Annotated in this window: 21 protein-coding genes, 4 tRNA genes and 1 pseudogene; 13 read left to right on the top strand and 13 right to left on the bottom strand. The window is 68.3% G+C overall.

Translation table 11 applies throughout. The annotated features are described in order from the left end of the window. Positions 1-56 precede the first annotated feature (56 nt). Positions 57-965, bottom strand: coding sequence for an ABC transporter ATP-binding protein (locus HD596_RS10425; protein WP_185069063.1), 909 nt, complete (start codon positions 963-965; stop codon positions 57-59). A 196-nt stretch (positions 966-1,161) separates the two neighbouring features. On the opposite strand from HD596_RS10425, the gene HD596_RS60315 reads away from it, so the two are divergent. From HD596_RS60315 to HD596_RS10440, 3 genes are all read left to right on the top strand, one after another. After that, the gene (locus HD596_RS60315) at positions 1,162-1,779 is read left to right on the top strand and encodes a signal protein (protein WP_221519269.1); all 618 of its coding nucleotides are present in this window, start codon (positions 1,162-1,164) and stop codon (positions 1,777-1,779) included. 361 nt (positions 1,780-2,140) lie between these two features. After that, on the top strand, positions 2,141-3,283 hold the full coding sequence (locus tag HD596_RS10435) for a serine hydrolase domain-containing protein (protein WP_185069064.1): 1,143 nt from the start codon (positions 2,141-2,143) through the stop codon (positions 3,281-3,283). A gap of 195 nt (positions 3,284-3,478) precedes the next feature. Continuing rightward, the gene (locus tag HD596_RS10440; RefSeq protein WP_185069065.1) at positions 3,479-4,156 is read left to right on the top strand and encodes an SMI1/KNR4 family protein; all 678 of its coding nucleotides are present in this window, start codon (positions 3,479-3,481) and stop codon (positions 4,154-4,156) included. Between the two features lie 113 nt (positions 4,157-4,269). Here HD596_RS10440 and HD596_RS10445 read toward each other — a convergent pair. From HD596_RS10445 to HD596_RS10460, 4 genes are all read right to left on the bottom strand, one after another. Continuing rightward, a tRNA-Phe gene (locus HD596_RS10445) sits at positions 4,270-4,346 on the bottom strand. A 5-nt stretch (positions 4,347-4,351) separates the two neighbouring features. Further along, positions 4,352-4,426: transfer RNA gene (locus HD596_RS10450), tRNA-Asp, on the bottom strand. A 98-nt stretch (positions 4,427-4,524) separates the two neighbouring features. Next, positions 4,525-4,597: transfer RNA gene (locus HD596_RS10455), tRNA-Glu, on the bottom strand. Further along, the gene (locus tag HD596_RS10460) at positions 4,598-6,097 is read right to left on the bottom strand and encodes a metallophosphoesterase family protein (RefSeq protein ID WP_313043506.1); all 1,500 of its coding nucleotides are present in this window, start codon (positions 6,095-6,097) and stop codon (positions 4,598-4,600) included. 93 nt (positions 6,098-6,190) lie between these two features. Between HD596_RS10460 and HD596_RS10465 the strand changes: the two genes are divergently transcribed. Beyond that, positions 6,191-6,541, top strand: a complete 351-nt coding sequence (locus HD596_RS10465) for a metallopeptidase family protein (RefSeq protein ID WP_221519270.1) — start codon at positions 6,191-6,193, stop codon at positions 6,539-6,541. A 110-nt stretch (positions 6,542-6,651) separates the two neighbouring features. Next, positions 6,652-7,932 carry an MFS transporter gene (locus HD596_RS10470; protein WP_313043509.1) on the top strand — a complete coding sequence of 427 codons (1,281 nt, stop codon included), beginning with the start codon at positions 6,652-6,654 and terminating at the stop codon, positions 7,930-7,932. On the opposite strand, the gene HD596_RS10475 is transcribed toward HD596_RS10470, so the two are convergent. Then, positions 7,933-8,217 carry a PspC domain-containing protein gene (locus tag HD596_RS10475; protein ID WP_185069069.1) on the bottom strand — a complete coding sequence of 95 codons (285 nt, stop codon included), beginning with the start codon at positions 8,215-8,217 and terminating at the stop codon, positions 7,933-7,935. A gap of 91 nt (positions 8,218-8,308) precedes the next feature. On the opposite strand from HD596_RS10475, the gene HD596_RS10480 reads away from it, so the two are divergent. Together HD596_RS10480 and HD596_RS10485 are read left to right on the top strand one after the other, a co-directional pair. Further along, positions 8,309-9,463, top strand: a complete 1,155-nt coding sequence (locus tag HD596_RS10480) for an acyl-CoA dehydrogenase family protein (protein WP_185069070.1) — start codon at positions 8,309-8,311, stop codon at positions 9,461-9,463. Between the two features lie 49 nt (positions 9,464-9,512). Next, a tRNA-Lys gene (locus HD596_RS10485) sits at positions 9,513-9,588 on the top strand. Positions 9,589-9,806: 218 nt separating this feature from the next. On the opposite strand, the pseudogene HD596_RS65595 reads toward HD596_RS10485, so the two are convergent. After that, positions 9,807-10,235 (bottom strand): annotated as a pseudogene (locus HD596_RS65595) (tyrosine-type recombinase/integrase); the annotation flags it as partial. On the opposite strand from HD596_RS65595, the gene HD596_RS61535 reads away from it, so the two are divergent. Continuing rightward, positions 10,122-10,505: a hypothetical protein gene (locus HD596_RS61535; RefSeq protein ID WP_246554297.1), complete on the top strand. Its 384-nt coding sequence runs from the start codon at positions 10,122-10,124 to the stop codon at positions 10,503-10,505. The pseudogene HD596_RS65595 and the gene HD596_RS61535 overlap by 114 nt on opposite strands. 99 nt (positions 10,506-10,604) lie before the next feature. Here HD596_RS61535 and HD596_RS10495 read toward each other — a convergent pair whose 3' ends face one another. Then, the gene (locus HD596_RS10495; RefSeq protein ID WP_185069071.1) at positions 10,605-13,793 is read right to left on the bottom strand and encodes a S8 family serine peptidase; all 3,189 of its coding nucleotides are present in this window, start codon (positions 13,791-13,793) and stop codon (positions 10,605-10,607) included. A gap of 429 nt (positions 13,794-14,222) precedes the next feature. Between HD596_RS10495 and HD596_RS61540 the strand changes: the two genes are divergently transcribed. Further along, positions 14,223-14,363: a hypothetical protein gene (locus HD596_RS61540; protein ID WP_185069072.1), complete on the top strand. Its 141-nt coding sequence runs from the start codon at positions 14,223-14,225 to the stop codon at positions 14,361-14,363. A gap of 73 nt (positions 14,364-14,436) precedes the next feature. Then, the gene (locus HD596_RS10505) at positions 14,437-14,973 is read left to right on the top strand and encodes a transposase (RefSeq protein WP_185069073.1); all 537 of its coding nucleotides are present in this window, start codon (positions 14,437-14,439) and stop codon (positions 14,971-14,973) included. Positions 14,974-15,402: 429 nt separating this feature from the next. Here the strand turns inward: HD596_RS10505 and HD596_RS10510 are convergent, their stop codons facing one another. From HD596_RS10510 to HD596_RS64700, 5 genes are all read right to left on the bottom strand, one after another. Beyond that, positions 15,403-16,248 (bottom strand): hypothetical protein, encoded by an 846-nt coding sequence (locus tag HD596_RS10510; protein ID WP_185069074.1) that lies wholly within the window; start codon positions 16,246-16,248, stop codon positions 15,403-15,405. A gap of 110 nt (positions 16,249-16,358) precedes the next feature. Beyond that, on the bottom strand, positions 16,359-17,426 hold the full coding sequence (locus HD596_RS10515) for a CU044_5270 family protein (protein WP_185069075.1): 1,068 nt from the start codon (positions 17,424-17,426) through the stop codon (positions 16,359-16,361). Then, the gene (locus HD596_RS10520) at positions 17,419-17,985 is read right to left on the bottom strand and encodes an RNA polymerase sigma factor (protein ID WP_185069076.1); all 567 of its coding nucleotides are present in this window, start codon (positions 17,983-17,985) and stop codon (positions 17,419-17,421) included. Before HD596_RS10520 ends, HD596_RS10515 begins: the two co-directional genes overlap by 8 nt. Positions 17,986-18,761: 776 nt before the next feature. Continuing rightward, positions 18,762-19,592 (bottom strand): hypothetical protein, encoded by an 831-nt coding sequence (locus HD596_RS10525; RefSeq protein ID WP_185069077.1) that lies wholly within the window; start codon positions 19,590-19,592, stop codon positions 18,762-18,764. Positions 19,593-19,601: 9 nt separating this feature from the next. After that, a complete protein-coding gene (locus tag HD596_RS64700; protein WP_221519271.1) occupies positions 19,602-20,294 on the bottom strand; it encodes an integrase core domain-containing protein in 693 nt (230 codons plus the stop codon). Positions 20,295-20,995: 701 nt separating this feature from the next. Here HD596_RS64700 and HD596_RS10535 point away from each other — a divergent pair. The 3 genes from HD596_RS10535 to HD596_RS10545 all read left to right on the top strand — a co-directional run bounded on the left by HD596_RS10535 (position 20,996) and on the right by HD596_RS10545 (position 23,955). Further along, positions 20,996-21,847, top strand: coding sequence for a hypothetical protein (locus tag HD596_RS10535; RefSeq protein ID WP_221519272.1), 852 nt, complete (start codon positions 20,996-20,998; stop codon positions 21,845-21,847). Between the two features lie 239 nt (positions 21,848-22,086). Further along, entirely contained in the window at positions 22,087-23,295 is a 1,209-nt protein-coding gene (locus HD596_RS10540) for an MFS transporter (RefSeq protein WP_185069078.1), read from the top strand. 255 nt (positions 23,296-23,550) lie between these two features. Beyond that, on the top strand, positions 23,551-23,955 hold the full coding sequence (locus tag HD596_RS10545) for a hypothetical protein (protein ID WP_221519273.1): 405 nt from the start codon (positions 23,551-23,553) through the stop codon (positions 23,953-23,955). Positions 23,956-24,136: the final 181 nt, after the last annotated feature.

Below are 24,136 nucleotides of genomic sequence, written 5' to 3' on the forward strand. Positions count from 1 at the left end.
GTTCAGCAGCCCGGACATGCTTGGGCACCTGGTGGTGGACATCCGGGAGACGTACCTCAGGGGCCGTCGAACGAACGGCCGGTCAGCGCGACGAACGCATCGTCAAGGGTGCGCTTGTCGATACGCAGATCGCTGACCAGCACGTGGTGGCGGGCGAGCTGCGCGGTGACCGCCGTGGCGAAGTCACCCCTGCCCGTGACGACCACCCGGTCCCCCGTCCTGACCACCCCGGTCACCCCCGGCAGCCCGCCCAGCTCCACCATGTCCCCCGCCATCAGCGTGAACCGCATCTGGTGCTCGGCGTCGATCCCGTCGACCAGCCCCGCCGGCGTGTCGAGCGCGACCACCCGCCCCCGATCGAAGACGGCCACGCGATCGCAGAGCTCCTCCACCTCATCCATGAAGTGGCTGACCAGCACCACCGTCACGCCACTCGCCCGGACCCGCTTGATCAGCTCCCAGGTGGTACGGCGAGCCTGCGGGTCGAGTCCCGTGGTCAGCTCGTCGAGGAACGCCACCCGCGGATTGCCCACCAGCGCCAGCGCGATGAACAGCCGCTGCTTCTGCCCACCCGACAACTTCCCGAACCGGCCGTTGCGCTTGTCCGCCAGCCCCCACTCCTCCAGCAGCTCACGCCAGTCGCGCGGCTCGGCGTAGAAGGAGGCGTACAGGTCGAGCGCCTCCCACACCTTGATGTTCTCGGGGAGCTGCGTGTGCTGGAGCTGCACCCCGATCTGCTCGCGCACCCTGGGCCCGTCCTTGACCGGGTCGAACCCGAGCACCTTGATCGCCCCGCTGTCGGCCCGCCTCAGCCCCTCCACACACTCCACGGCGGTGGTCTTCCCGGCACCGTTCGGACCGAGGATGCCAAAAATCTCGCCCTCCTCCACGGAGAACGACGCCCCATCCAGAACCGTCAGGTCCGCGTACTTCTTGCGGAGGTCTGTGACTTCGATGACTGCCATGGCTCAAGCATCGTTTTCCCGCCCCTGCGCCGAATCGATCTGCCGGCCATGCTCACCGGTGAATGCTGCTGACCGGAAAATCCACCGAACGGTTGATGCGCCCGCCGCCGGAAATACTCTGCTCGGCCATTTGGGGACGCGATGGCCACAGCATGAGATGTGATCACTCTTTGCCGGCCGAGTCTATGATCTTCGCATGTCGCTCAGGCCCGCCGTTCCGCTCCTGCTGACCCTCGGTCTCGTCGCCGGCTGCGGGGCGGCCCAAGGCAGCGGCACGGACGACGTCGAGTCCTCGAAACCGAAGGCCGCAGCGCCGGAGAACATCCAGGGACGCTGGTGGACGTGGGCGGCCTCCGAAGAGGAGAGCACGAACCCTGTGGCGGACACGACCGGGGAATTCTGCGACCGAAACCAGCCCGACGACGTGTGGTTTCTCGCTGGGACCTTCGGCGGCGCCGTCAAGCGGACATGCAGAGTGCCCGCCGGACGGCCAGTGGTCTTCCCGCTGGTGAATCAGATTTCCACCGAGCAGGAATGCAAAGGGTTCATGGCCACGGCGACAGGCAAGGCAACCCTTGACCGCAAGGCTGTCACGCCAGAACGGATGGAGAACGACAACGTCACCGTGACACATGGAGCGGGCAATCCCGTGAGCGGCGAGGAGGGAACCACCACGTCCTACGCTTGTGGCCTCTGGGCGCGCCTTCCACCGCTGAAGCCCGGTCGGCACGATCTGATCATCCGCGGCTCCTCCGGCAGCTTCCGCACGGGCGTCGACTACACGCTCATCGTCCAGCCCGACCAGCAAGCATGAGACGAAACGGTCGGACACCACCGGCTGGCCCGGTCCAGAGCCTGAGCGACCGCCCGGCGGCCGGGATATGGCGCCATATTCGGGAAATAGCCGACATTTTTGCAGAGATGACCAGTGACTATCGAGTAGTACTAACAAAGGGACATGCAGAGGGAAAAAGGCATCGATCACCGTTTGCGGCTCTAGCGACCGGAAACCAACCCCCAGAAATAGTCCGGCGGGCACTCTCGCGCGAGACTCGCCCGATTCGGATTTCATGTCCAAATTTCGGGGCTTTGGTACATTCCCGGGGGAGAATATGCCTAAATTTCCTAATATGGCCTGGCTGCTTGCGGTCGGCGCCGCTCTGACTAGTGGGGCCATGCCTGCGGGCGCTCCCGCCATCGCCGCGTCCGCCATCACAACCCACGCCACTCAGAATCCGGACCCGCTGGCCACCGTACCGGCACCACGCGGCGATCGCACCGCCGCGGCGATGCGCGAGTACTTCCGGGACCTGGCCCAGCGGAAGCAGTTCAGCGGCTCGGTGCTGGTAGTACGGCGTGGTCAGGTGCTGCTGCGGACCGCTGCCGGCGAGGCCGACGAGGAAAGGCACATCCCCAACCGGCCGGACACGGTCTTCCGCCTCGCCTCGGTCACCAAGCAGTTCACCTCGATGCTCATGCTGAAGCTGCGCGACCGCGGGCTGCTCGGCCTGGACGACCCGATCTGCCGGCATCTCGTCCCGGCGTACATCGAGACCTGCCCGAAGGCGTGGCGACCCGTCACGATCCGCCAGATCCTCACGCACACGTCCGGCATCGTCAACATCCAGGATCTGCCGGACTTCTATGCCAAGCTCTCGCAACCGACCACGACCCGGGAGCTCATCCAGCGCTTCGTCCACAGGCCGCTGGACTTCAAGCCCGGGACCAACTGGAAGTACAGCAACGGCGGCTACGTCCTGGCCGGAGCGATCATCCAGGCGGTGACCCACAAGCCGTACGGCACCGTACTGCATGAAGAGATCACCGGCCCGCTGCACCTCCGGCACACCGGTTACAGCCGGGGCAATCCGCCCGACGGGTACGCGAAGGGCTACTTCACGGTCGGATCACCGGCCCCGCCCACCAACGGCTCCCAGGCGTTCTCCGCGACCGGCATCTACTCCACCGTGGACGACATCGCCCGCTGGGACCGGTCGTTCGGCGCCGATCTGGTCGCGCCGCCCGCCACCGTCAAGCAGGCGTTCACGCCACAGGCCCCGTGTCCCCCCAACGGCTGCCTCACCCTGCCGTCGACCTCGTACGCCTTCGGCTGGGCCGTCGACCGCCTCCACGGGCACCGGCTCCGGTACCACCACGGGCTCCTCCAGGGCTACGCGGCGATGAACATGTACCTGCCCGATGACGACATCGAGGTAGTCGTGCTCAGCAACGTGCAGGAAACCGACACCTACGGCATCGGCCGCGACCTCGCCACGATGGCCCTCGATTCCTCGGACGCGGAGCGGTCCTCGCGATGACGGGGCGCCTGTAACGGAGAAGCCCGGCGACGGCGTGGAGGTGCTGGCCGCACGCCGCGACGCCGTAGTCACCTGGTCGAGAGCGTTTGGAAACGAGCTGAGGCGCCACCCGCGGAGAGTGGCGCCTCAGTCGTTCGACCCTTGTCGGCCTGGGCTGGGAGGACGGCGCCCGCTCGTGCTTGTATCGTGCCGGACGTGACGCGTGCCGACTGGTCAGACGTACGAGAACGGCTTTCGCGGCTGGCCGCCGCACCCGGTTCCGACGCGGTCTTCGGTTCCAAGGGCCACGGCTGGAAGCTGGAGCCGCCGCTGGAAGCCGAAGAACTGGCCGAGGTAGAGGCCCAGCTCCGGATAGAGCTACCTGGCGAGTACCGGTCCTTCCTGCTCCAGGCGGGGCGCGGTGGGGCAGGTCCTGCCTATGGGCTCTTTCCCCTGCGTCGTACGGAGGGCCGGTGGCAGTGGGAGGGCGACGGCGCCGAGCTCACGGACCTGTACACACTGAACCAGCCGTTTCCTCATGTCGAGGCGTTCAACCCGGCCGACGGTCTTCCTGAACCGCCTGACGAAGCAGATTTCGATTCCACCGAGGAATTCGACGCGGCCGAGGATGCGTACTGGCAGCAGCACGACACGATCGTCCACGACGCCCGGCACTCGATCGGGCTGCTGTACCTGTGCCATCTCGGCTGCGCGTACCGGGAAGCCTTAGTGATCACCGGCCCGGCGCGGGGCCAGATGTGGGCTGACAACACCGCCGGCGATGCCGGATACGAACCGCTGTACGACGACGCCGGAAAGCCGCTCGGGTTCGCCCATTGGTATCGGCGTTGGCTGGACGTGGCAGAAGACCAAGCATCACACGGTAGCCATTAAGGCGCGGCCACATCCCGGGGTGGCTCGCCACCCTGCTGTGGCCTGGGCCTTGGCACAAATACGAAAACGCCCCGGAGCGTTTCTCGCTTCGGGGCATCTTGGCTGTTCAATGCTGGTGGTCAGGGGCAGGGTCGAACTGCCGACCTTCCGCTTTTCAGGCGGACGCTCGTACCAACTGAGCTACCTGACCCAGAGCGGTCCTGACGGGACTTGAACCCGCGACCTCCACCTTGACAGGGTGGCGAGCACTCCAAACTGCTCTACAGGACCTTGCGTTTCTTGCTGTTCTTGCCGTTTGCGCTCGTTTAGCTTACCAGGTCTTCGGTGGTCTTCGACCAGCCGTTTTCCGGTGCGCTAACCGCTCGCAGTGCCCCCAACGGGATTCGAACCCGTGCCGCCGCCTTGAAAGGGCGGTGTCCTAGGCCGCTAGACGATGGGGGCTCAGGATTCCCTGTCGCCTTCCGTCGGAGACCTCTGAAGCATAGGGGACGATTGCCCTTGATGCCAAAGTGGCTTACCGGCGGACGGCGACTGCGTGCCAGAGATCGGTCCCGTTGGCGACGGGGCGTTCGTTGGCTCCGGGGAAATCATACGTTGTGGGTCGGGCTCCACGTGACGCTGGATGTACACCGACTGCTCCCCCAGGCCGCCCAGCGTGATGTCGTCCCATGCCTGCATGCGCTTGGTCTCCCTGTCGAAGTACAGGACCGAGGCCTGGACCGGCGTGGGCTGGGCGTGTTCGAGGGCGCGCAGGCCGGCGCCGCCGGTCGAGCCCTGGACGAGGAGACGGGTGCCCGAGGGGAGCATGGACGTCTTTCGGGCGTGGGTGTGGCCGGCGAGGATCATGGGGGCCGCGCCGGAGAAGCCCTTGCCGACGTCCGGGTCGTGTACGGCGATCACGTCCGGCTTGTTCACCTTGGCGAGGTGGGAGCGGGCGTACTGGCCGAGCACGGCCGGGTCCGAGTCGGCGGCCACGGACTTGTCGGGGGTGAAGCGGGGGTCGCCCAGGCCGTAGATCTTCAGGCCTGCCACGGTCTCGGTGGTGTCGTCCAGAACCACGGAGTTCTTCTGCTTCTCGACCGCTTTCTGGGTGGTCATCGAGTCGTGGTTGCCGCGTACGTACACGTACGGGACCCCGAGGCGGCCGATCTCGTCCACGAACTTGTTCTCGGCCTTGGTGCCATGGTCGGAAATGTCGCCCGTGTCGATGACCATGTCCACGCTGAACTGGTCCTTGAGGGAGCGGATGACGTTCCAGGCGATGGGGTTGATGTGGATGTCGGAGACGTGCAGGACCCGGATGGTCTTGGGGTTGGCGTCGTACAGCGGCAGGGTGGAGACCGTGTCGTACAGCTTGGAGACGTTCGTGACGAGTTTGGTGAGTTGCGACCGGTACGACTCGAAGCGGGTGACGATCGACTCGGCGCTGCCCACGAGCGACGGCGCGGCGGCGACGAGGCCCGAGTAGCGGGGCTCGACGAGAGAGCTGGGACGGAACGTCAGGGCCGCGAGGGCCCCGGTGCCCGCCAGCGCCACGGAGGCGGCCAGAAGGCCCATCAGGGCCACTCTGGGGCGCCTGAAGACCATCAGGACCGCGATGAGCGCCCCGGCCCCCGCGCAGAGCAGCGAGCGGATCACCAGCGCGCGTACGCCGTCGAGAAGGTCGTCCTCGACGAGCCCCGGCAGGCGGTCGGCCAGCCGCGGGTCCTCGATGAGGGATTTGGCGCGCTCCTGGTCGATGTTCTCGAGCGTGATGCGCAGCCGCAGCGGCGCGTCATGCGTGCGGAACGTGAGCGTCCCGAGCGGGCTGGCGTCGACGACCGTCTCGCCGTTCCAGGCCGGCCGGAGCGACATGCCGGTCTCCACAGGCCCGATCTGGGCTCGTACGGTGCCGCTGAGGAAGATGCCCAGCCAAGCACCCACCGCGGCCACGAGGAGCACCGCCGCACCCCTCGCCACCCTGGACCTAATGACTGCCTTTGACCTGTGAACGAACTTCATACGCTTTCTTGCCTACCCGAGGGACGGGGCAGAATGGCAAGTGTGATCGAGGTTTCGCGGGAGAAGTTCGAGGAACTCGTGGCCGAGGCATTGGACACGATCCCTCCCGACCTCACGCGCGCCATGAGCAATGTCGTCGTCACTGTCGTCGATGACCCGCCGGAGCCCCACCTGCTCGGCCTGTACACCGGTGTCCCCCTTACGGAACGCGGCGACTGGTACTCAGGGGTCCTGCCCGACCGCATCGAGATCTACCGCAATCCGATATGCCAGATTTGCGATACGGAGGACGACGTCATCGACGAGGTGCGCATCACGGTCGTCCATGAGGTCGGCCATCACTTCGGCATCGACGACGCTAGACTTCACGAGCTGGGCTGGTAACCCTTTGCTTTTGGTTGGCTTCTTTGGGTTGCGGCTTGCCATAATGATCGGGCACCTTAGGTGACGTAGCGAACACTGTAAGTCAGGCACAGCGGAGTCCAATGGGGGCCATGCGGGCAGGTCGTCCGCCGGGACGGCATCGCCGTGCTGAAGGGCACGCCACATATCGGGAAGTCATCGCACTCAGGGAGTTCAGAGCACTCTGGTACGGCCAGGGCCTTTCCCTCCTTGGCGACCAGCTCGCCCAGGTGGCACTCGCCGTACTCGTCTATGACCGCACGCAGTCACCGCTGGCCACGGCGGCCGTCTACGCGCTGACGTACCTTCCGTCCATCGTGGGCGGGCCGCTGCTGGCCGGGCTGGCGGACCGGTTCGCGCGCAGAGCGGTGATGCTGATCTGCGACCTGGTCCGGGCGGCGCTGGTGGCCGCGATGGCGGTGCCGGGCATGCCGTTCTGGGCGCTGTGCGTGCTGGTGTTCCTGGTGGTGCTGCTCAGCGCGCCGTTCTCGGCCGCGCGGGCGGCGCTGCTGCCCGAGGTGCTCGAAGGCGACCGGTACGTCATCGGCTCGGCGATCCAGAACATGACGAACCAGGCCGTACAGATGCTCGGTTTCGCGGCGGGCGGAGCGGTGATCGCGACCATGGGCCCCTACCGGGCGCTCGCGCTGGACGCCGCGACGTTCCTGGGCTCCGCGCTGATCCTCGTGTCAGGGGTACGGCGCCGGCCCTCCGCGAGCCACGACGGCTCGAAACCGTCCATGTGGACGATGACCAGGGCGGGAGCCCGGCTCGTGTTCGGGTCGCGGAAGCTGCGGACGCTCGTCCTGTTCGCGTGGTTGTGCGGCTTCTACATCCTGCCTGAGGGCATCGCCGTGCCGTACGCGGCCAAGCTCTCCACGGGCACGCTGTTCGCCACGTGGACGCTGCCGGTGCCGGTGATCACCGGGCTGCTGATGGCGGCGATGCCGACGGGGACGGTGCTGGGGGCGTTCCTTTTCAGCAGGTTCGTGCCACCGCCGCGGCGGCTGCGGCTCATGGGGTGGCTGGCCATGCTGAGCTGCGCGCCCCTGATCGTGACAGCGCTGTATCCGCCGCTGGAGGTGGTGCTCGCCGCGTGGGTTCTGTCGGGGGTCGGCGGGGCGTACCAGCTCGCGGCCAATGCCGCCTTCGTTCAGCGCGTGCCGGCCGAACGTCGCGCCCAGGCGTTCGGCCTCGTGCAGTCGGGGCTGATGGCCGTACAGGGGATCGGGATCTTGGTGGGCGGGTTCGCGGCGGAGAGACTCGGTCCTGAGCCGGTGGTCGCGCTGGCCGGATTCACCGGGCTGATCTGCGCGGCCGTGCTGGCCCTGTTCTGGACCGAGCCTCGCGAACGCGTGCCCGCCGCAGCCTGATCACGACTGCGGCTTCTGCTCGCCGCTCCAGTCCGTCCTGCTGCGGTCCTGCTGCTTGTTGATGAGATCCTGGACGATGGAGGTGTCGGTGTCCTCTTCGGGCATGAGGAGCCAGCCGATCGCGTACACGCCGACGCCCAGCCCGCCGAACAGGGTCGCGATCGCCAGCGCGATGCGCACCAGGTTGGCGTCGATCCCGACGAACTCGCCGATGCCGGAGCAGACGCCCGCGACGATCCTGCCCTTGTGGGTCCGACGCAGCTTCTTGACGTTGTATTCGCTCATGTCTCAAGACTGCCCGTGGGCCCGGTGTTAGCACATCAGGATTCCCCCTGGTACAACCCTGGTAGCCCCCTATGTGAGGAAGGGACCCGCGATGGACGACCTGCTGCGCCTGGACGACCGGCTCGACGCCGACCAGCGGCTGATCCGCGACACGGTCAAGTCGTTCGTCTCCGACCGCGTCCTGCCGCACGTCGGCGACTGGTTCGAGGAGGCGGCCTTCCCGGCGCGCGAGCTCGCGCCCGAGCTCGGCGCCCTCGGGCTGCTGGGGATGCACCTGCAGGGGTACGGCTGCGCCGGGACGGACGCGGTGTCGTACGGGGTGGCGTGCCGCGAGCTCGAGGCCGGGGACTCGGGGCTGCGGTCGTTCGTGTCGGTGCAGGGTTCGCTGGCCATGTTCCCCATCTGGCGGTACGGCTCCGACGAGCAGAAAGAGGAGTGGCTGCCGCGGATGGCGGCCGGTTCGGCCATCGGCTGCTTCGGCCTGACGGAGCCGGACCACGGCTCCGACCCCGCCAATATGCGGACTTATGCCAAGAAAGACGGATCCGACTGGATCCTCAACGGCTCCAAGATGTGGATCACCAACGGCTCCATCGCCGACGTCGCCGTGGTCTGGGCGCAGACCGACGAAGGCATCCGCGGCTTCGTCGTACCGACCTCCACCCCCGGCTTCTCCGCCCCTGAGATCCACAAGAAACTGTCCCTGAGGGCCTCGGTCACCTCGTCCCTCTATTTCGACGACGTACGCCTGCCCGCCTCCGCCGCCCTCCCGGGCGTCATCGGCCTCCGCGGCCCCCTCTCCTGCCTCTCAGAAGCCCGCTTCGGCATCGTCTGGGGCGTCGTGGGCGCCGCCCGCGCCTGCCTGGAGGCCGCGGTGGACTACGCGAAGACCAGGGTCCAGTTCGACAAGCCGATCGGGTCGTTCCAGCTGACGCAGGAGAAACTCGCCTGGATGTACGTCGGCACCGCCCAGGCCCAGCTCACCGCCCTCCATCTGGGCACCCTGAAGGACGCCGGCCAACTGGAGCCCCGGCAGATCAGCTTCGGCAAGCTGGCCAACGTACGCGCCGCCCTGGACATCGCCCGCCAGGCCCGCTCCATCCTGGGCGGGAACGGAATCACCCTGGAGTACCCTGTGATCAGGCACATGAACAACCTGGAGTCTGTGCTGACGTACGAGGGCACCCAGGAGATCCACACGCTGGTGCTGGGGGAGGCGCTGACGGGTCTGGCCGCTTACCGGTGATGTAGGCGTCGCGGGCAGGGCGGTAATCTCTGTACCCTTGCTGTTGCGAGGGGCGTTAGCTCAATTGGCAGAGCTGCGGACTTTTAATCCGTAGGTTCCGGGTTCGAGCCCCGGGCGCCCTACCACCCTTCACTCTTCTGACCAGGGGCTTTGCCTCTCCCCCGGAATCCGCAGGGCCACTGATCCCCCCTTGGGAGACCGAGGGGAGACCGCCAGTTTGGGAGACCGCCCGCGGGACGATCGCGGCGCTCGCCTCGGCCGCCTCGTGCGCCAGCTCCGGAAGCACTGTCGTGTACGTGTTCTCGGTCAGATTCGTCGAGCTGTGGCGCAGCATCGTGGACACCATCTTCGTGTCGGCGCCGGCCGCGTAAGCGAGCGTCGCCGCGCAGTGCCGTAGATCGTGCAAACGGATCGGCGGCAGGCCCGCTTGGTAAGCGAGTTGCGAGAAGAGCTCGCTGACCCACGCCGGGTGCAGCTCAGTACCGTCCTCATGCGTGAAGATGCGGCCGGTGGTTGTCCACGCCTCGCCCCACTCCAGGCGTTCCTCGTTCTGCCGAGCGCGGTGCTCCTTCAGCACGGAGACCGTACCGGTGTCGAGGGCGATCACTCCGTCGCTCGCCTCCGTCTTGGGCTCGCCCTCCTCGAACTCCCATCCGACTTGAACGAGTTGCTTCGCCACAGCCAGCGTGCGCTCGTCCATGTCGAGGTCCTCCCACCGAACGCCGCACCCCTCGCCGCGGCGCAGGCCACGGAAAGCGATGAGGTGGAACAGGGCGTACAGCCGATGCTGGGCCGCGACGTCGAGGAATGCGCCGAGCTGGACCGGAGTCCAGACCATCACGGGGGACGGTCGCAGTTCGAGGGACTCCCAGACCCGTACGGCACTGATCTTCTTGCCGCCCTTCTCCGCCTTCACGGCCGCCAGGCGCTCGGCGAACTTGGCGTCGAACGTCTCCACCTGTTGCTTGGTCCACACCAGAGCCTTGGGCCGCTTGGCCTTGTCCAGCTTGATGGCCTTCTACCGCCAGAATCTCACCTTTGACCGAACTTACACGCTGACGTTCTTGGTGAACTGGCTGCCCGGCGCCGCTGACCTGGCAGGTGTCCCTGCCCGACCGGGTGCCGGGCAGGGATCCTGGCCTCAGCCCACCGCGTACGCGCGCGTCACGGTCTGTGTCACACGGCCGCCTCGGGTGTCGGCGACAGTGGCGCGCAGCGATACGTACCCGCTGGTAGCGGGGTTGGCCAGCAGCGCGGCCCAGCCGGAGCCGGACGGGACCACCGGCACCGGACGCCAGCTTCCGCCGTCGTCGAACGACGCCTCCAGCTTGATCGTCCTGACCCGCGCCTCTTCCGCGCCGGGGTTGCGCTCGACACGGATGGGAATTCGGGTCAGCGACCGGGGCTTGGCGCGATTGTGGTCGTCCAGCCCGGCGGGGACGTAGCGGACCGCCATCAAGGGCAGCGCTCGCGCCTCGGCGGTCCGCTCCGAGCGGAACGTCCACACCGACTCGATGCCCGTGGACAGCGTGCCCAGCCGCTGGGCGGACGCGGTCAGCGTGTAGTCAGCCGCCTCGGCTGGGAGCTGACGGGCCTCCAGCAGGCATCGGGCGGGCTGGAGGTAGGCGCACCCGGCCAGGTCCGCCCTGGCGAGCACCGCACCGCCGCGGGCCAGGGTGAGCGTGCCGGTGGTGGCGCTGTCGGCGCCGGTGAGGGAGGCTGCGTCGGTGAAGAGCCGGTCGGCGCTGAAACGCAGCCGGTCACCGTCGCGATCGCCGGCCGGTGTGCCGAACGCGGGACCGGTCACGGCGGCGTTCCAGGTCTCCTTGACGGTGCCGCGCTTGAGGACCTCGGTCGTGCCGGCCACGACGTGCGTGCCCGTCCACACCTCCGTCGTCCAGGCGAACCCGGGCGTGCGGTAGTGCGTCATCGTCCCGGGCAGGTCCATGGCGGGGCTGGCGTAGGGGAAGACGAGGTTCCAGGGGTATCCCGGAAGCCGGACGCCCACGTATGCCCGGGCCTGGGCGGCCGTGCCGGGAGCCCGGTAGCTCGCCTCCACCTTCACCAGCTCGTTCGTCCGCGCCGTGTAGGTGGGATCGTCCGGGATGCCATTCTCGTGGTAATGGACCAGGTCGTAGCGGTACGGGCTCGGCCGGGTGCCTTTCTTGTGCCAGACGGTCCTGGCCAGGTACGTCAGACCCGGCGTTCTGACAGGGAGCGCGTAGTAGGTCATCCCGCCGCCGCCGGCCATGAACCCGAACATCCAGGACCCGTTGATCAGGTTCATCTCCAGCAGATCGGCCTGCTGAGCGGTCGGCTCATCCACCGCGAACCTCACCTGCTTGCCCTCCCGCACGTCGAGCGTCACCTCGCGGTCGGCGTCGGTCAATGGCACGGCCTGGTGCGCGGTCATGGTCACCTCGTCGTCGCCCACGTCGGCGTAGAGGTTCCAGTCGCCCTTCGGCAGGCGGACCTTCGCCACGCCACGCTTGAAGAACAGCGCCTCCCGGCGTCCGGTCTTGAGGTCGTAGACCTCGCCGGAGCTCGCGAAGAGCGGCTGGCCCTCCTTGCCGACGGCCTTGACGGTCAGGTTGTACGACTCGGGCTCCACGTACGCGCCCGCGAGGGTGCGCACCACGATGTCGCCGGACCTGGCGGTGACGGTGCCCGGGTAGTCGCCGGGGGCCTTGCCCTCGGCGTGGATCGTCAGCTTGACCGAGGCCTCCCCCTTGGCGGGCACCTCGAGCCGCTGCTGTTCCAGGCGCAGCACGTCGTTGGAGGTGGTGAGGTCCAGGGTGACCGGGGTGTCGCTGGAGTTGGTGTAGGTGAGGGTCTTGGTGGCCGCTCGTTCCCCCGTGCCGTTCCAGGGGAACGCCGCCCACACGTTGCCGGTCGTCTCCACCACGGGCTGGGCCAGGGCGCGGACCAGGTCCACCCTGCCCGCCCCCTCCTGGTACGGCGTGGCGCTCCCGTTCGGGGCGGCGCTGCCGATGAGCGCCGCCTTCAGCCGCGCCCCGTTCCAGTCGGGGTGCCGCTGCGCCAGGATCGCCGCCGCGCCCGCCACGTGCGGCGCCGCCATCGACGTGCCACTGTGCGCCACGTACGGCCCGTCCGCGGTGCCCGCCGCGGCGGCGGCCGTGATCTCCACACCCGGCGCGGTCACGTCCGGCTTGATCGCGTGATCGCCCTTGCGGGGCCCGGCACTGGAGAAGGACGCCTTCATGTCGTCCCGATCCACCGCGCCCACGGTCAGAGCGGCGTCGGCGCTGCCGGGACTACCCACCGTCCCGGCGAGCCCGTCGTTCCCTGCGGAGATCACGAACAGCGCGCCGGTCCGCTCCGACAGCGTGTCGACCGCCTGCTCCAGCGGGTCCGCGTCGGGCGTGTCCGGGCCGCCGAGGCTCATGTTGACGACCTTGGCCTTGACCTCTACGGCGGCCCACTCCATGCCGGCCAGGATGTGGGACTCGAACATCACCTGATCCCCCACCTTGCCGAGGGCGATCTTCGCGTCCGGGGCCACGCCGCGGTACTTGCCGCCGGACGCGGCGCCCGCGCCGGCCAGAATCGACGCCACATGCGTGCCGTGGCCCACGTTGTCGCGCGCGTCGGTGCCGCCGGTGAAGTCCCGCGCCTGCGTGACCACACCCTTCAGATCGGGGTGGTCGGGGTCGTAGCCGGAGTCCAGCACGGCCACCGTGACGCCCTTGCCCGTCAGGCCCTGCTGCCACGCCTGCGGAGCGCCGATCTGCTTGACGCTCCGGTCCAGGCTGAACGAGCGCTTGCCGTCCAGCCACAGCTTCGTCTTCCCGCCGCTCAACGTCCGGGCGCCGCCGACCAGGCCCTTCCACGCCTCGGCCGCGCTCTCCTTCGGCACCTGCATGGCCGACATGCCCAACTGGGACAGGTGCCCGGCCAGCCTCGCGCTCCGCGGGGCGGGCACGTCCCCCTGCGCGATCAACGGGATGTCGCCCCGCCGCTCGTCGCCGTACCCCCACTCCAGCAGTTGCGTCACGTCGAACAGCCGCTCGTCCAGCACCCCCTGCGCCACCAGCGCGAACGCGTCGGACGGATAGACGTGCAGGTGCCCGTCACGGTACCGGGTGGAGTAGCGGACCTGCCTGCCCGGCCCCGGCTCCACCCGGTGACCGGCGGGGGTGACGACAACCCGGTCGCCGGTGAGCAGGGTCACCGTGCCCGACCGGCCGCTCCCCTGCTGCGCGACCGCCTGCCCAGAGTCCTGCCCGCCGGGATCGGCGGGCGCCTGCACAGTCGCGAATCCCACTGACCCGGCCAGGACGGCGGCGACCAAGCCACTGCCTAAGCTCATGCGCACCTCTCCGAGGATTGAAGATCGACACAAGCTATTACCGCCAGGCGGCTATAGAGTTCATGACGTTTCTCCGGGCATCTCCTGAAATGCGCCCGCTGAGTCGGGCATCTGCTGAGATGCGACCAAGCAACCGAGAGAGGGCGACATCGGGTTACCGCCGCCGGAGCAGCGCTTCGAGGCGCTCTACCTGGCGCGCTATCCCACCGTCGCCGCCTACGTCACGTGGCGTGCCGACTCTCCGCGCCCAGGAGCGGCGGTCGGCGCTGGCCGTACGGCTGCGCGAGGAACTCGCCGCCTGGACGCGCCCGGTATCCGGTGGGGACGGCGGCGCGGCGAGCCGGGCGTTCCGGCGGCTGTCTCCCGGTGATAGGGAACTGCTGGCGTTGGTCGGCTGGGAAGGGCTCGACCACGCTCAGATCGCCAAGGTTGCTCGGCTGCTCGCGCGGCGCCGTACGGCTGCGCCTGCACCGCGCCCGCAAGCGGCTGGCCAGGGAGCTGGCCGCCGCCGACCTGGATGTGGCCTCGTACGGCATACGCGCCGTCTCCCTCGTGGGAAGAAGGTCATGAACACCGATGTGGACCGCGTCGTCGCCCGTCTCGCCCGGCCCGGGGCCCGGCCTGGGCGAGGGGGCGCGACCTGATGCACCAGATCATGACCACCGAGCCCGCTCCCGCCCCGGCGGATGTCCCTGCGGATCACGCTGCCCGGGTGGCGCTGGTGACGGCGGTGGTGTTGGTGCTCACCTGGCTGGCGCTGGCGCGGTCCGGCTTCGCCCCTCGCCCGGACGCCGCTGCGTTGTACCTGTCTGACCCGGCCCGGGCGCTGGCTTCAGTGGCTCAGGACTTGGGCATCAGCCGGGAAACCTTGCGCAACTGGGTGCGTCAGGCCCAGACAGACGGGACCGCCGGGGCCAAGCAGACAGGCCCGGCGAAGAAGCCGGCGAGCGGTGTTCGGCGTGCAGAAGTCGCCGTGGTTCAGTGCCTTGGGCGCGTCGGGCGGCATGGCCAAGAAGCGGTCGAGCGCCCGACCGAGTCCCTTGGCCTGGGAGCCGGACAGCCCTCCGGACGAGACCAGCCGATCGAGGGCAGCTGTTTGCCTCCCCGGGCTCTGAGGGAAGAACGGCGATCGAGGTCGGGCGTGCTCGACGGCGCGGGACCGGGCTGTGTCATCAAGTGACAGCCAGACCTCTTTCAAGTTCTCCCCGGCCACCCGGCGGGACAGCACCCACTTCGCCAGGCCATGCCTTCGCGGGTTCGCAGGTGCCCGAGGTTGGCCCCGAACTCGGCGACCATGGTCAGGGTCTGCAGGAACCGCCGCCCGAACGGGTTGCTCCAGCAGACGGACGCGTCAGTGACGGCCACATCCGAGCGTCCCGCCCGCCATCGCACGACCTCCGCCCGGTCCGCTCCAGCGGGATCGCCGCTTCCGCGGGCGCGGCGACGTGAAAGGGGCCGCCGACTGTGCCGGCGGTGCGGGAGGAGGCGGCCCACGTTCGGGTGCCGGCTCCGATGAAGGGGACCGTTCGCCGAGCTGTGAACGGCCCCCTCCATCACCTCGAACATCGCTCGCTTGCCCCGAGCGACCAGGCCCCCGCGCCCGCCCCGGTCAGAGCGCGAAGTCCACGGCGAACCTCTGGTACACCTGCTCCCTGGCCGCCTTCGCCCTGGGCGAGTAGGCGGCGTAGAAGGACTTGCCGCATTCCAGGTCCTTCAGCGCCGCCTTGATCTCCTTTTCCAGGTACGGCTTGGCCTGCTCCGGCTTCAGCGGCGGCATCAGGGCCAGGGGGCGGCCCTCGGGCACCTTCGGCAGTGGGCTCTTGCGCAGTTTCTTGGCGACCTGCGTGGCCTGCTTCGTGAACGCCGACCGACCGCGTTCGGCCAGGGCCGAAGGCCTGGTGTCGCTGATGCCCAGGCACGCGCCGAACCGCTTGCCGAGCTGCGCGAGCCGCTCGTCCTTGTCTAGAGCGGCCACGGACTTGTCCAGTGCCGCGTTGAGCTGGGTGAGGTAGTCGCCCCGCTGCGAGGTGACGGTGAGGCCCAGGTGCTTCTCGGCCGCCTCGGCAAAGCAGGCGTCGTCGGCCGCGCGCCATTTCTTGAGCTCGTCCGCCTGCATCGCCATCAGGTTCTTGTTGTTCACGCTTTCCCCGGACACCGGGTTGACCGCCGGGTCACCCGGATAGACCAGCTTGGACCAGACGCCGAACCCGTACTTGGCCCGGTACGCGCGCAGCGCCTCATGGTCGCCGGCCAGCCGCTCGAGCTCTCCCGGCTGCCACTTGCGCTTGACGATCGGCTCGGCCAGGTAGGTGAGCCCCTTCTCCTGCATGCAGGCCACCCTGGTCTCCTCCATGGCGGCCTTCTTCTCGTAGGCGGCCTGCGTCTCCGGCGAGGGGAGAGCGCTGAACGTACCGATGAGCAGGGTGGCTGCGACGGCCTTCGCTGCGATCAACATGGTTTGCTCCTTCACTTGGGCATGCGAAACCACGCATGCGAAACGGGCGCATGCGTATCAGCGGCATGCGAAACAGAACTTCCGGCCGAAAGGCCGGATCGGGGGAAGTCTCAGCAGGGGATCTGCATGCGGGACGCGTTCGGCGACACCTCGGGCAGACTGGGGACGACATCGACGGCGAGCACCGCGGTGCCGTTCGCCGTGCCCTTCCTCTTGATGACCTCGCCGAAGGGCATTTTCGCCTTCCTGTCCGTGGTGTTCACTGTGCGCTCACCCAGGTAGTGATAGGTGCGCTTGTCGAAGATCAGATCCGAGCGAGTGCCATCGCCCTGGTCCATCCCGACGGCCAGGCCGGGCCGGCCGGCGACGTCCACGGTGTCGGGGATGAGCACGATGCCGTCCAGCCCCGCGGCCACCTGGTAGAGCGCGGCGCTCAGGCTGGGGCGAACCACCGACTCGGCGACCAGGCCCTGGAGGGAGGACCACATGCGCAGCGGATCCGGGCCCGTGTCGGCCACGATCTTCGCCCGCACCTGCGCGGGGTCCGTGGGCCAGCTGCGCAGCCGGGCGTAGGCCGGTTCGCCGGGACAGGCCGCGGGCTCGTACACGGTGTCCTCGACGCCGTGGTCCCAGCGGTTGCGGGGCGCCGGTCCCGTGGCCGACACGGCCTGCTCGCGGCTCAGCCACGGCTTGCCGACGTCGGCGGCCTCCCAGCGTTCCTCGTTGACCAGCACCTTGGTGTACTGCGGCGGGCCGGCCTCGTCTGTCGTGAACAGGCTGCGCTGGACCAGCATTCTGGTGTGCGCGTACTGGCCGCGGGCCGGCACCCTGTCCGGCTGCTCGGCGGCGGCCCGCGCGGCCAGCTTGAGCAGCGTCTGAGCGTCGGCGGGAGGCGCGGCGAGCGGATTGTCCGGATCGGAGCCGCCCAGGCCCACCTGGGCGGCGAGGATGCCGACGGTGAGCGCCGCCGCCATGGCGCCGGTCAGGGCGACTCGCCTGGTACGCAGGAAGGCGCCGGGACGGGCGAGCACCCCACGGCCACGCTGACGAGCGAGCACTCCCCGTCCGCCGGGACGGGCGATCGTGGACATCAGGGCGGCCCGGGAGGCCGCCAGGTCGGTCGCGCTCGGCTCGGGCGTGTCGGCCCACAGGTGGCCGAGCTCCTCCATCTCATTCATGGGCTGTTCCTTCCAGAGCCTGCCGGATCTTCTTGCGCGCCCGGTTGAGCCGGGAGCGGACAGTCCCGACCGGGACGTCCAGCGCCTCGGCCACCGCCTCGTACGTGAGCCCCGCCCACGCCACCAGCAGCAGCGTGTCCCGGTCGCCGGCACCTAACCCGGCCAGGGCCGCCACCAGCGGCTTGTTCACCGCGAGCGTATTCACGCCGTCCTCCACCAGCCCGCCGTCGATCTCCGCCGGGTGTACGCCACCACGCACGTACGCCCGGTAACGGGCCACCTCGTGCCTGCGCCTCTTGCCGATCACGTTCGAGGCGATGCCATACAACCAGGGCCGGGCGTCGGCCTGGCAGGACCGGTAGCGGTGCCGGTGTTCGAACGCCGCCAGGAACGTCTCGGACACCACGTCCTCGGCCGCTTCCGGACCGAGCCTGCGCGCCGCGTAACGGTGCAGGGCGGGAGCATGCCGGTCGAACAGCGCGGCGAATGCCTGCGGCTCCCGCAGGGAGCGGCGGATCAAGTCGCTGTCGGCGGCCTCGGCTGTCGCCGGTTCGGCCATGAACGGTTCAGCTCCTTCTCGCGGGTGCGGGCAGATTCACCTGTACTTACCGCTGCTCCGCCGAAAAGTTCACACCCGGGCCCGGCGATTTCTGACGCGGCACCAGCCGTACCCCTTGACGCCGTGCAGCGGGCGGCGCCGCCCGGACGAGCCGGTGCAGCGCGGGGGGGTGGAGGGCCGCTTCGCCGGCGGACACGAGGGTGTCCTGGCGCAGCCACGTACGCAAGAAGGCGTCAAGACTCCGCACAGCCCGCGTTGCGATCTCGCGGTCTAGGCCTCCTGAACCCAGCGATCGTTACCTCATATTCGCAATAGTGCTCCCCGTGCCACTCGAAGCCGTTGCCGGTGTGGCAGAGGAGCCGGTGAAGGGTCTGGGTGCGGTTGACGTGCAGGGACGGGTAGTCGTGGATGAGCTTCGCGACGGTGCAGGTGGGCGAACCGCAGCCCAGGCCTGGCGGGCAGGACCCGCAGGGTGTGCTCATGGCGGGAATCTCCGATCGGAAGGAGGGTGCCGCGCCCGTACTGGCCGGCGCGAGCGCCCGCCACCCCGTACCGCGCGCCCGGGGCGCTGCTGGCGCACGCGATGGCGGTTCCAGGCGAAGTGCGCCAGGCCACCAAGCCGGTGACGATACTTAGCGATTGTTGAGCGACAGGAGAGCGTCAGAAGACCGCGACACTGAATGGCAGTAGCAGAGCGTTACAACGACACAGAGAGCGATCAAAGAAAGATCATGTCGCTGGGCCGTGTGGTCGTGGGCTTAGTGTCTGTACAGGCATTATGCTGGCGCAGACCTCCGGCGTGGTGATGGCAGGATCACAGTCAGCTCCTCCTTAATGCGGTGGAGCTGCGCGCGCCGAGGGATCTCGGCGAAGGACATGCCGAGCTCGTCGAACGGTAGGACGGCCGCCCTCCAATCCCCATCAAAATGGATTGCCGCACGCAGCGCCGGTTCCCGGTCGGGGTCGGGAACGGCCGGGAGTTCCTGGGGCAGGATGACGTTCGTGAAGCTGGCCCGCTCATCTTCAGACAGAGCCGCGCGACGCTCCGCGAGGGCTTGCTCAGCGGCCGTCCGGAACCGCGCGTACCCCTCCTCCGTTCCCTCTTCCGAGGGGACGAGCAGCAGCAGCCGGCCGGGCGGCAGAAGCCGCACGGCCTCGGTGAACTGCCAGAGCGTCGCCAGCGTCGTCCCGGCTGTGGCCAGGATGACCAAATCAGCGTACGGAAGCACTCCAGTGAGTTGCTCCCGCCAGCCGTCCTCGGGAAGTGGCAGCCGGGCCAGTTCGGTCGGCGGTGCCGTGTGCGGCATGTGCCCCACTCGGAGCAGCCGCTCTTCGTCGGAGAACACCACTTTCAGATCGAGGTCCAGGGGGCCCGTCCAGGGGGAGAGGGAGAGCGGGTCGCCAGGGTGCGGACGCAGGTACAGCACGAAGGGCTCTTGGATCAGGTCTGTGGGGATGCGCGGCCGTAGAAGCCGTTCGTGCATCCTCCTGAGGTCACCGCGGAGCTGGATTCCTTGCTTGATCATCAAGAGGAGAAAAACCGCCACAACAAGCACGAGCTGGCCTGTCGTCTGGAGGTGGAACAGTGCGCCTGCCGAAAACCTCATCCACCCATCTCAAGCAGCATGTGAATATTCATGGGGTACTCCGCCGAGCCGATCTCGTCGGCGTACCTTCAGGTCGGCGATTCCGGCTGGATCAGTGATCGGATCGGGGACGGCGCGGAGTGGAGCCGCCTGGTCCAGGGCTTGATGGGCCCGGTGCCGGTTGGAGAACTCCGCATACTCGCGCAAGGCCCTCCGCAGAGGGCGCTCGTTCCGGAGCAGGCATTGATCCAGGAGCTCTCGACGGCACGACTGCACCCATCGCTCCATGACCGCGTTCATCCGCGGCATCCGGATACCGGTGAGCACGGTTTGGATGCCGACGTCGGCGAGGAGCTCCTCCGTCGGGGCCGGGAACTTCCCGTCCCGGTCGTGGATCAAGAAGCGCGCCCGGCAGCCTGCCTCCTCCAGATCCATGACGAGATTCCTGATCGCCTGGGTGACCCAGGCGGCGGTTGGGTGGGCGGTGGTGCCCAGCACGCGGATGCGCCGGCTTGCGTGCTCGATGACCGCCAGAATGTACTGGCGCTGCCCGTTCAAGGTGATGGTCTCGATGAAGTCGCCGGCCAGGAGCGCATCGGCTTGCGAGCGCAGAAAGTCTGCCCACGTGAGCGACATTCGGTCAGGGGACGGGTCTATGCCTTCCTGTGTGAGGATCTCCCAGACGGTGGAGGGCGCAACCTTCATGCCGAGGGTCGCGTTCACCGTGCACCCGCCGGTACCCCCACGAGGGGTTCTCCCGGACCAACCGCAGAACGAGCAGGCGGATGGACCGCGCGGTGGGCGGACGCCCAGGTCGTTTCGGCCGACAGGTGCGGGCGTGCTGCTGCTTGAGCAGATCGCGGCGCCAGCGCAGGACGGTGTCCGGGCGAACGAGGAGCCGCAGCCGGCACAAGACCTCGCGGGGCAACGATGACAGGAGCGCGGCAAGGAAGGCTCGGTCCTCGAGAGCGAACCCCACCCTGGTGTCCGCGCCGAGCTGCCGTTCAAGAACGGTGATCTGGTGACGCAAGGCAAGAATCTCGACGTCCTTGTCCCGATCGCCCAGCGGCAACAACCTCAGCGCGGCAAAGACGTTCGTGACGGCCAGGTAGGCCAGGCGAAGAAGCACAAGTGATCATCTTGCCGTTGCCCTGCCCCTTTCGAACGCCAGAGCCGGCGCATGTCGGTCGCGGTCAGGGAAGCCCGATGACCTGCACGGATGACATTATCGGCAGGGATAGGTCCGGGACTGCGCTCGGGCTGCTGCCCGAGCCCCGAGCCGATGCCGGATGGCAGTCCCGGGCGGCACCTGATTCAGCTACCACTACAAGAACGTCACTGACGCCGACGGCAACCACATCTCGGCCGGGGAGCAACGCGACGTCCCATGGGTCGCCATCACCCCGGTCGTCCACGCCATACGCGTGCTTGAACGCATGGTTCCCGACGGCGAACTCCTCCTGAGCTCGGCGCACCAAGGCTTCTACGCTGGGCGCAAACGCCCTGGGGCGTTGAAGAACACCGGCCTTCGCCAGCGGATCGAGGACTTCATCGCCTGGGCGAACCGAGAGGCCCTGGCACAGGGGCTACCCGAGCAGGTCATCCCGCCGGACCCACACGGCCGCGTCGGCCTGGCCCGATTCAGGCGCACGCTCGCCTGGCACATCGCCCGCCGACCCGGCGGACTGATCGCCCTCGCTATCCAATACGGTCACGTGCGCACCGTTCTGGATGCGCGCATCTTCAGCGGCTACGCGACCCGCAGCCGCCGCGGAATCCACAGAGTCATCGATGTCGAGACCGCTCTAGCCGCCGCCGACACCGCCGCCCACCTGCGCGACCGCATCGCCGAGGGAGAGAAGATCTCCGGCCCAGCCGCCCGGCGCGCCCTCACCGCTGCCGCCCAAGCCCCACGATTCGAAGGGCGTCTTGTTCCACGCACCTTCGCGAAGAAGGCGTCCGCTTACCTGTCCCGCGACGGCCTGGTTCTCTTCGACAGCCCGGACGCCTGCCTGATCTGCGTCTTCAAGCGCGACAACGCACTCTGCGAACCGGGCCCCGACGCCACAGTTCCCAACCAGCCCGAGTGTCGACCCGGCTGCGGCAACGCGATCCGAACCGACAGTCACGATGATGCCCTGCGCGCCCGCGCGGACAGAAGCGACCAACGCGCCGCCCATGCCCCCGAGCCCATGGCCAGGCGCCTCCGGACAGCTGCAGCGCGCGACCGAGCCACCGCCGACGCCCACGACACCAATTGTCGGCGTACTCGTTGATGTGCAGAGGTGAGTACGAGTAAACGCGCAGAGCTGTCAGGGGGAAGGTTTCGCTGGTCATGCCGTCCGATGGTTTGTCGTCGAGACTGGCTCGGCTTGACGGTTGGTTTCGAGCGCGGTCCCTTTGTTCGCTGCCATCCGGCGCGATGCCCGCCAGGCCGCTGGCCCGTACGACCATGCCAATTCGGCGGATCGGCGTATGCGCATATGAGCACGGCAGGCTGGGTAGCACGCTGCGAATGGAGTCAACTCCGGCATCCGGGCCGAGGCGCCGGTTCATCACTCTCCTGATCACCGTTCTGCTGCTCGGCATCACCGAGTCCATGATCGGGCCCTACCTCGTCCTGTTCGGCGCCGAACGACTGCGGTTATCCGCACTGGAGATCGGCGTCTTCGTCTCACTGACAGCGATCAGCGGCATGGCCACCAGCGTCTGGCTCGGCCGCCGCTACGATCACCGCCCCGGCCGGTGGCCGGCGGTGCTGGCCGCGTCGCTGGCGGGGACGGGGTACCTGCTGCTCCTGGCGACGCCGCCCTATCCGCTGCTGCTCCTCATAGGCGTGGTGTTCCTCGGTGCGGGCAGCGCCGTGTTCCCGCAGCTCTTCGCCCTCGCCAAGAGCCACGCGGACGGGGTAGCGGCAAGACCCGGCGGCGGCACACCCGTCCTGCGCTCGGCGTGGTCGCTCGCCTGGGCGATCGGCCCGCTGGCGGGCGGCGCGCTGCTGGCCGGCCCCGGCTACTCCGGGGTCCTCGCGGCCACCGCCTGCGGGTTTTGCCTGGTGGTCGTGGCCGTGCTCCGAGTGGATGTCCGCCCACCGGTGGCGGCCCGGCCTGCCGAGGCGAGCAGAGACCGGCCACTCACCTCGCGAGCCGTCGCGCTGTCGATCGCCGGCTTCACCCTGTTCCACGTCGCGATGTTCTCGGGTGCGGTGGTGCTGCCGCTCTATGTCACCGAGGTGCTGCACAGCTCGCCGGGAGGCGTGGGTTGGATGTTCAGCGTCTGCGCCGCGGCCGAGATCCCCGCGGCGCTCGCCCTGCTGCTGGCGCCGGACCGCTGGAGGCAGCGCATGATCCTGATCGGCATGGGACTCATGTTCGCCTACTTCGCGCTTGTGGCGGCGTTCACCGGCATCGTGGCTCTGGTGATCGTCCACATCGCCCGAGGTGTCGCCATCGCGGTCGTGGGCGCGCTGGGCATCAGCCATATACAGGACCTGCTCCCGACCGCCCCAGGACGGGCCACCACGTTGTTCGCCAACTCCGCGACGGCCGGCTCACTCGTGTCGGGCATCGCCGCCGGCGGCATCTCCCACGCCCTCGGCTATCGCGCGGCCCTGCTTGTCTGCGCCGTGCTCAGCGCCCTGGCGTGGCTGCTGTTCCTCCTCACACAGCGTCGAGCGCCGGTTGAGACGAACAATTCCATCACCGAGCCGGCGTCACCACGCTGAGCGCCGCCGACAGCGGGCGTGCTGCCCGTTGCTCTGGACATTTGTCTCCCCGGCGGCCGTCCTGCCCCCCGCTCAGCCACCAGCACCACCGTGACACGTCCCCACAACGAGATGACCAGCAACCATCTCACCAGGCTTCACGATCACGGTCGACACCACGGCCAATGCTGGTCATCTCTGCACGTTTACTTGTACGTGGCTCTGCACTTGAACCCGTACGCCGACGCCAATGCCCAACCCCGCCGAGGCCCTCACATGAACCAGCAGCACGACGACGAGCGAACCCGTATCCGCGCCGCCATCGATCGCCTCCTCGCCGGCCAGCCCACAGCTTCCGACGGCGCACTGACCATCGTCTCTCTCGCGGCCGAGGCCGGCGTTCATCACATGGCTCTGCAAAAGCGTCACGCAGACCTGAAAAACGAGTTCTACGACCGCGTCCGCACCGAAACCAAGCAGACTCCCGAAACGGAAAAGCGTCTCCGGGAGACCGTCGCGAAACTCAAGAAGACCGTCGCTGAGCAGAGAACCGAAATTGAAGACCTCCGAAACCAGGTCACCCAACTCACCCTCGCGAGCGTCGTTCTCGCCGCGGCAGAGAGCCGCAAGAGAGCGAGGACAACCCTGACAACGTGGTCCTACTCCAACGCCCGCAGCTGAACACAAATACTTGACAGGGAGCTTGGCATCGGCGCGTTCTTGCAGGCCCGCCCACCACGTCCGCCCGCACACCGGGCAGCGCGATCGCAACCGCCGCTGCTGAACCTCCCGGTTGGTCGGGCCCCGGCCGGCGCCCTGGGCAGTGAGCTCCTCCACCACCGCGGCGTATGCGGCGCTGGAG

Origin of the sequence: Nonomuraea jabiensis (genome assembly GCF_014204795.1) — a bacterium.
GTDB lineage: Bacteria > Actinomycetota > Actinomycetes > Streptosporangiales > Streptosporangiaceae > Nonomuraea > Nonomuraea jabiensis.

What these genes read in the sequence shown, in the direction of transcription:
- HD596_RS10425 (WP_185069063.1), bottom strand. Translation starts at nt 965, where the DNA reads ATGGCAGTCATCGAAGTCACAGACCTCCGCAAGAAGTACGCGGACCTG.
- HD596_RS60315 (WP_221519269.1), top strand. Translation starts at nt 1,162, where the DNA reads ATGTCGCTCAGGCCCGCCGTTCCGCTCCTGCTGACCCTCGGTCTCGTC.
- HD596_RS10435 (WP_185069064.1), top strand. Translation starts at nt 2,141, where the DNA reads ATGCCTGCGGGCGCTCCCGCCATCGCCGCGTCCGCCATCACAACCCAC.
- HD596_RS10465 (WP_221519270.1), top strand. Translation starts at nt 6,191, where the DNA reads ATGGCAAGTGTGATCGAGGTTTCGCGGGAGAAGTTCGAGGAACTCGTG.
- HD596_RS10470 (WP_313043509.1), top strand. Translation starts at nt 6,652, where the DNA reads ATGCGGGCAGGTCGTCCGCCGGGACGGCATCGCCGTGCTGAAGGGCAC.
- HD596_RS10475 (WP_185069069.1), bottom strand. Translation starts at nt 8,217, where the DNA reads ATGAGCGAATACAACGTCAAGAAGCTGCGTCGGACCCACAAGGGCAGG.
- HD596_RS10480 (WP_185069070.1), top strand. Translation starts at nt 8,309, where the DNA reads ATGGACGACCTGCTGCGCCTGGACGACCGGCTCGACGCCGACCAGCGG.
- HD596_RS10495 (WP_185069071.1), bottom strand. Translation starts at nt 13,793, where the DNA reads ATGAGCTTAGGCAGTGGCTTGGTCGCCGCCGTCCTGGCCGGGTCAGTG.
- HD596_RS10505 (WP_185069073.1), top strand. Translation starts at nt 14,437, where the DNA reads ATGCACCAGATCATGACCACCGAGCCCGCTCCCGCCCCGGCGGATGTC.
- HD596_RS10510 (WP_185069074.1), bottom strand. Translation starts at nt 16,248, where the DNA reads ATGTTGATCGCAGCGAAGGCCGTCGCAGCCACCCTGCTCATCGGTACG.
- HD596_RS10515 (WP_185069075.1), bottom strand. Translation starts at nt 17,426, where the DNA reads ATGAATGAGATGGAGGAGCTCGGCCACCTGTGGGCCGACACGCCCGAG.
- HD596_RS10520 (WP_185069076.1), bottom strand. Translation starts at nt 17,985, where the DNA reads ATGGCCGAACCGGCGACAGCCGAGGCCGCCGACAGCGACTTGATCCGC.
- HD596_RS10525 (WP_185069077.1), bottom strand. Translation starts at nt 19,592, where the DNA reads ATGAGGTTTTCGGCAGGCGCACTGTTCCACCTCCAGACGACAGGCCAG.
- HD596_RS10540 (WP_185069078.1), top strand. Translation starts at nt 22,087, where the DNA reads ATGGAGTCAACTCCGGCATCCGGGCCGAGGCGCCGGTTCATCACTCTC.
- HD596_RS10545 (WP_221519273.1), top strand. Translation starts at nt 23,551, where the DNA reads ATGAACCAGCAGCACGACGACGAGCGAACCCGTATCCGCGCCGCCATC.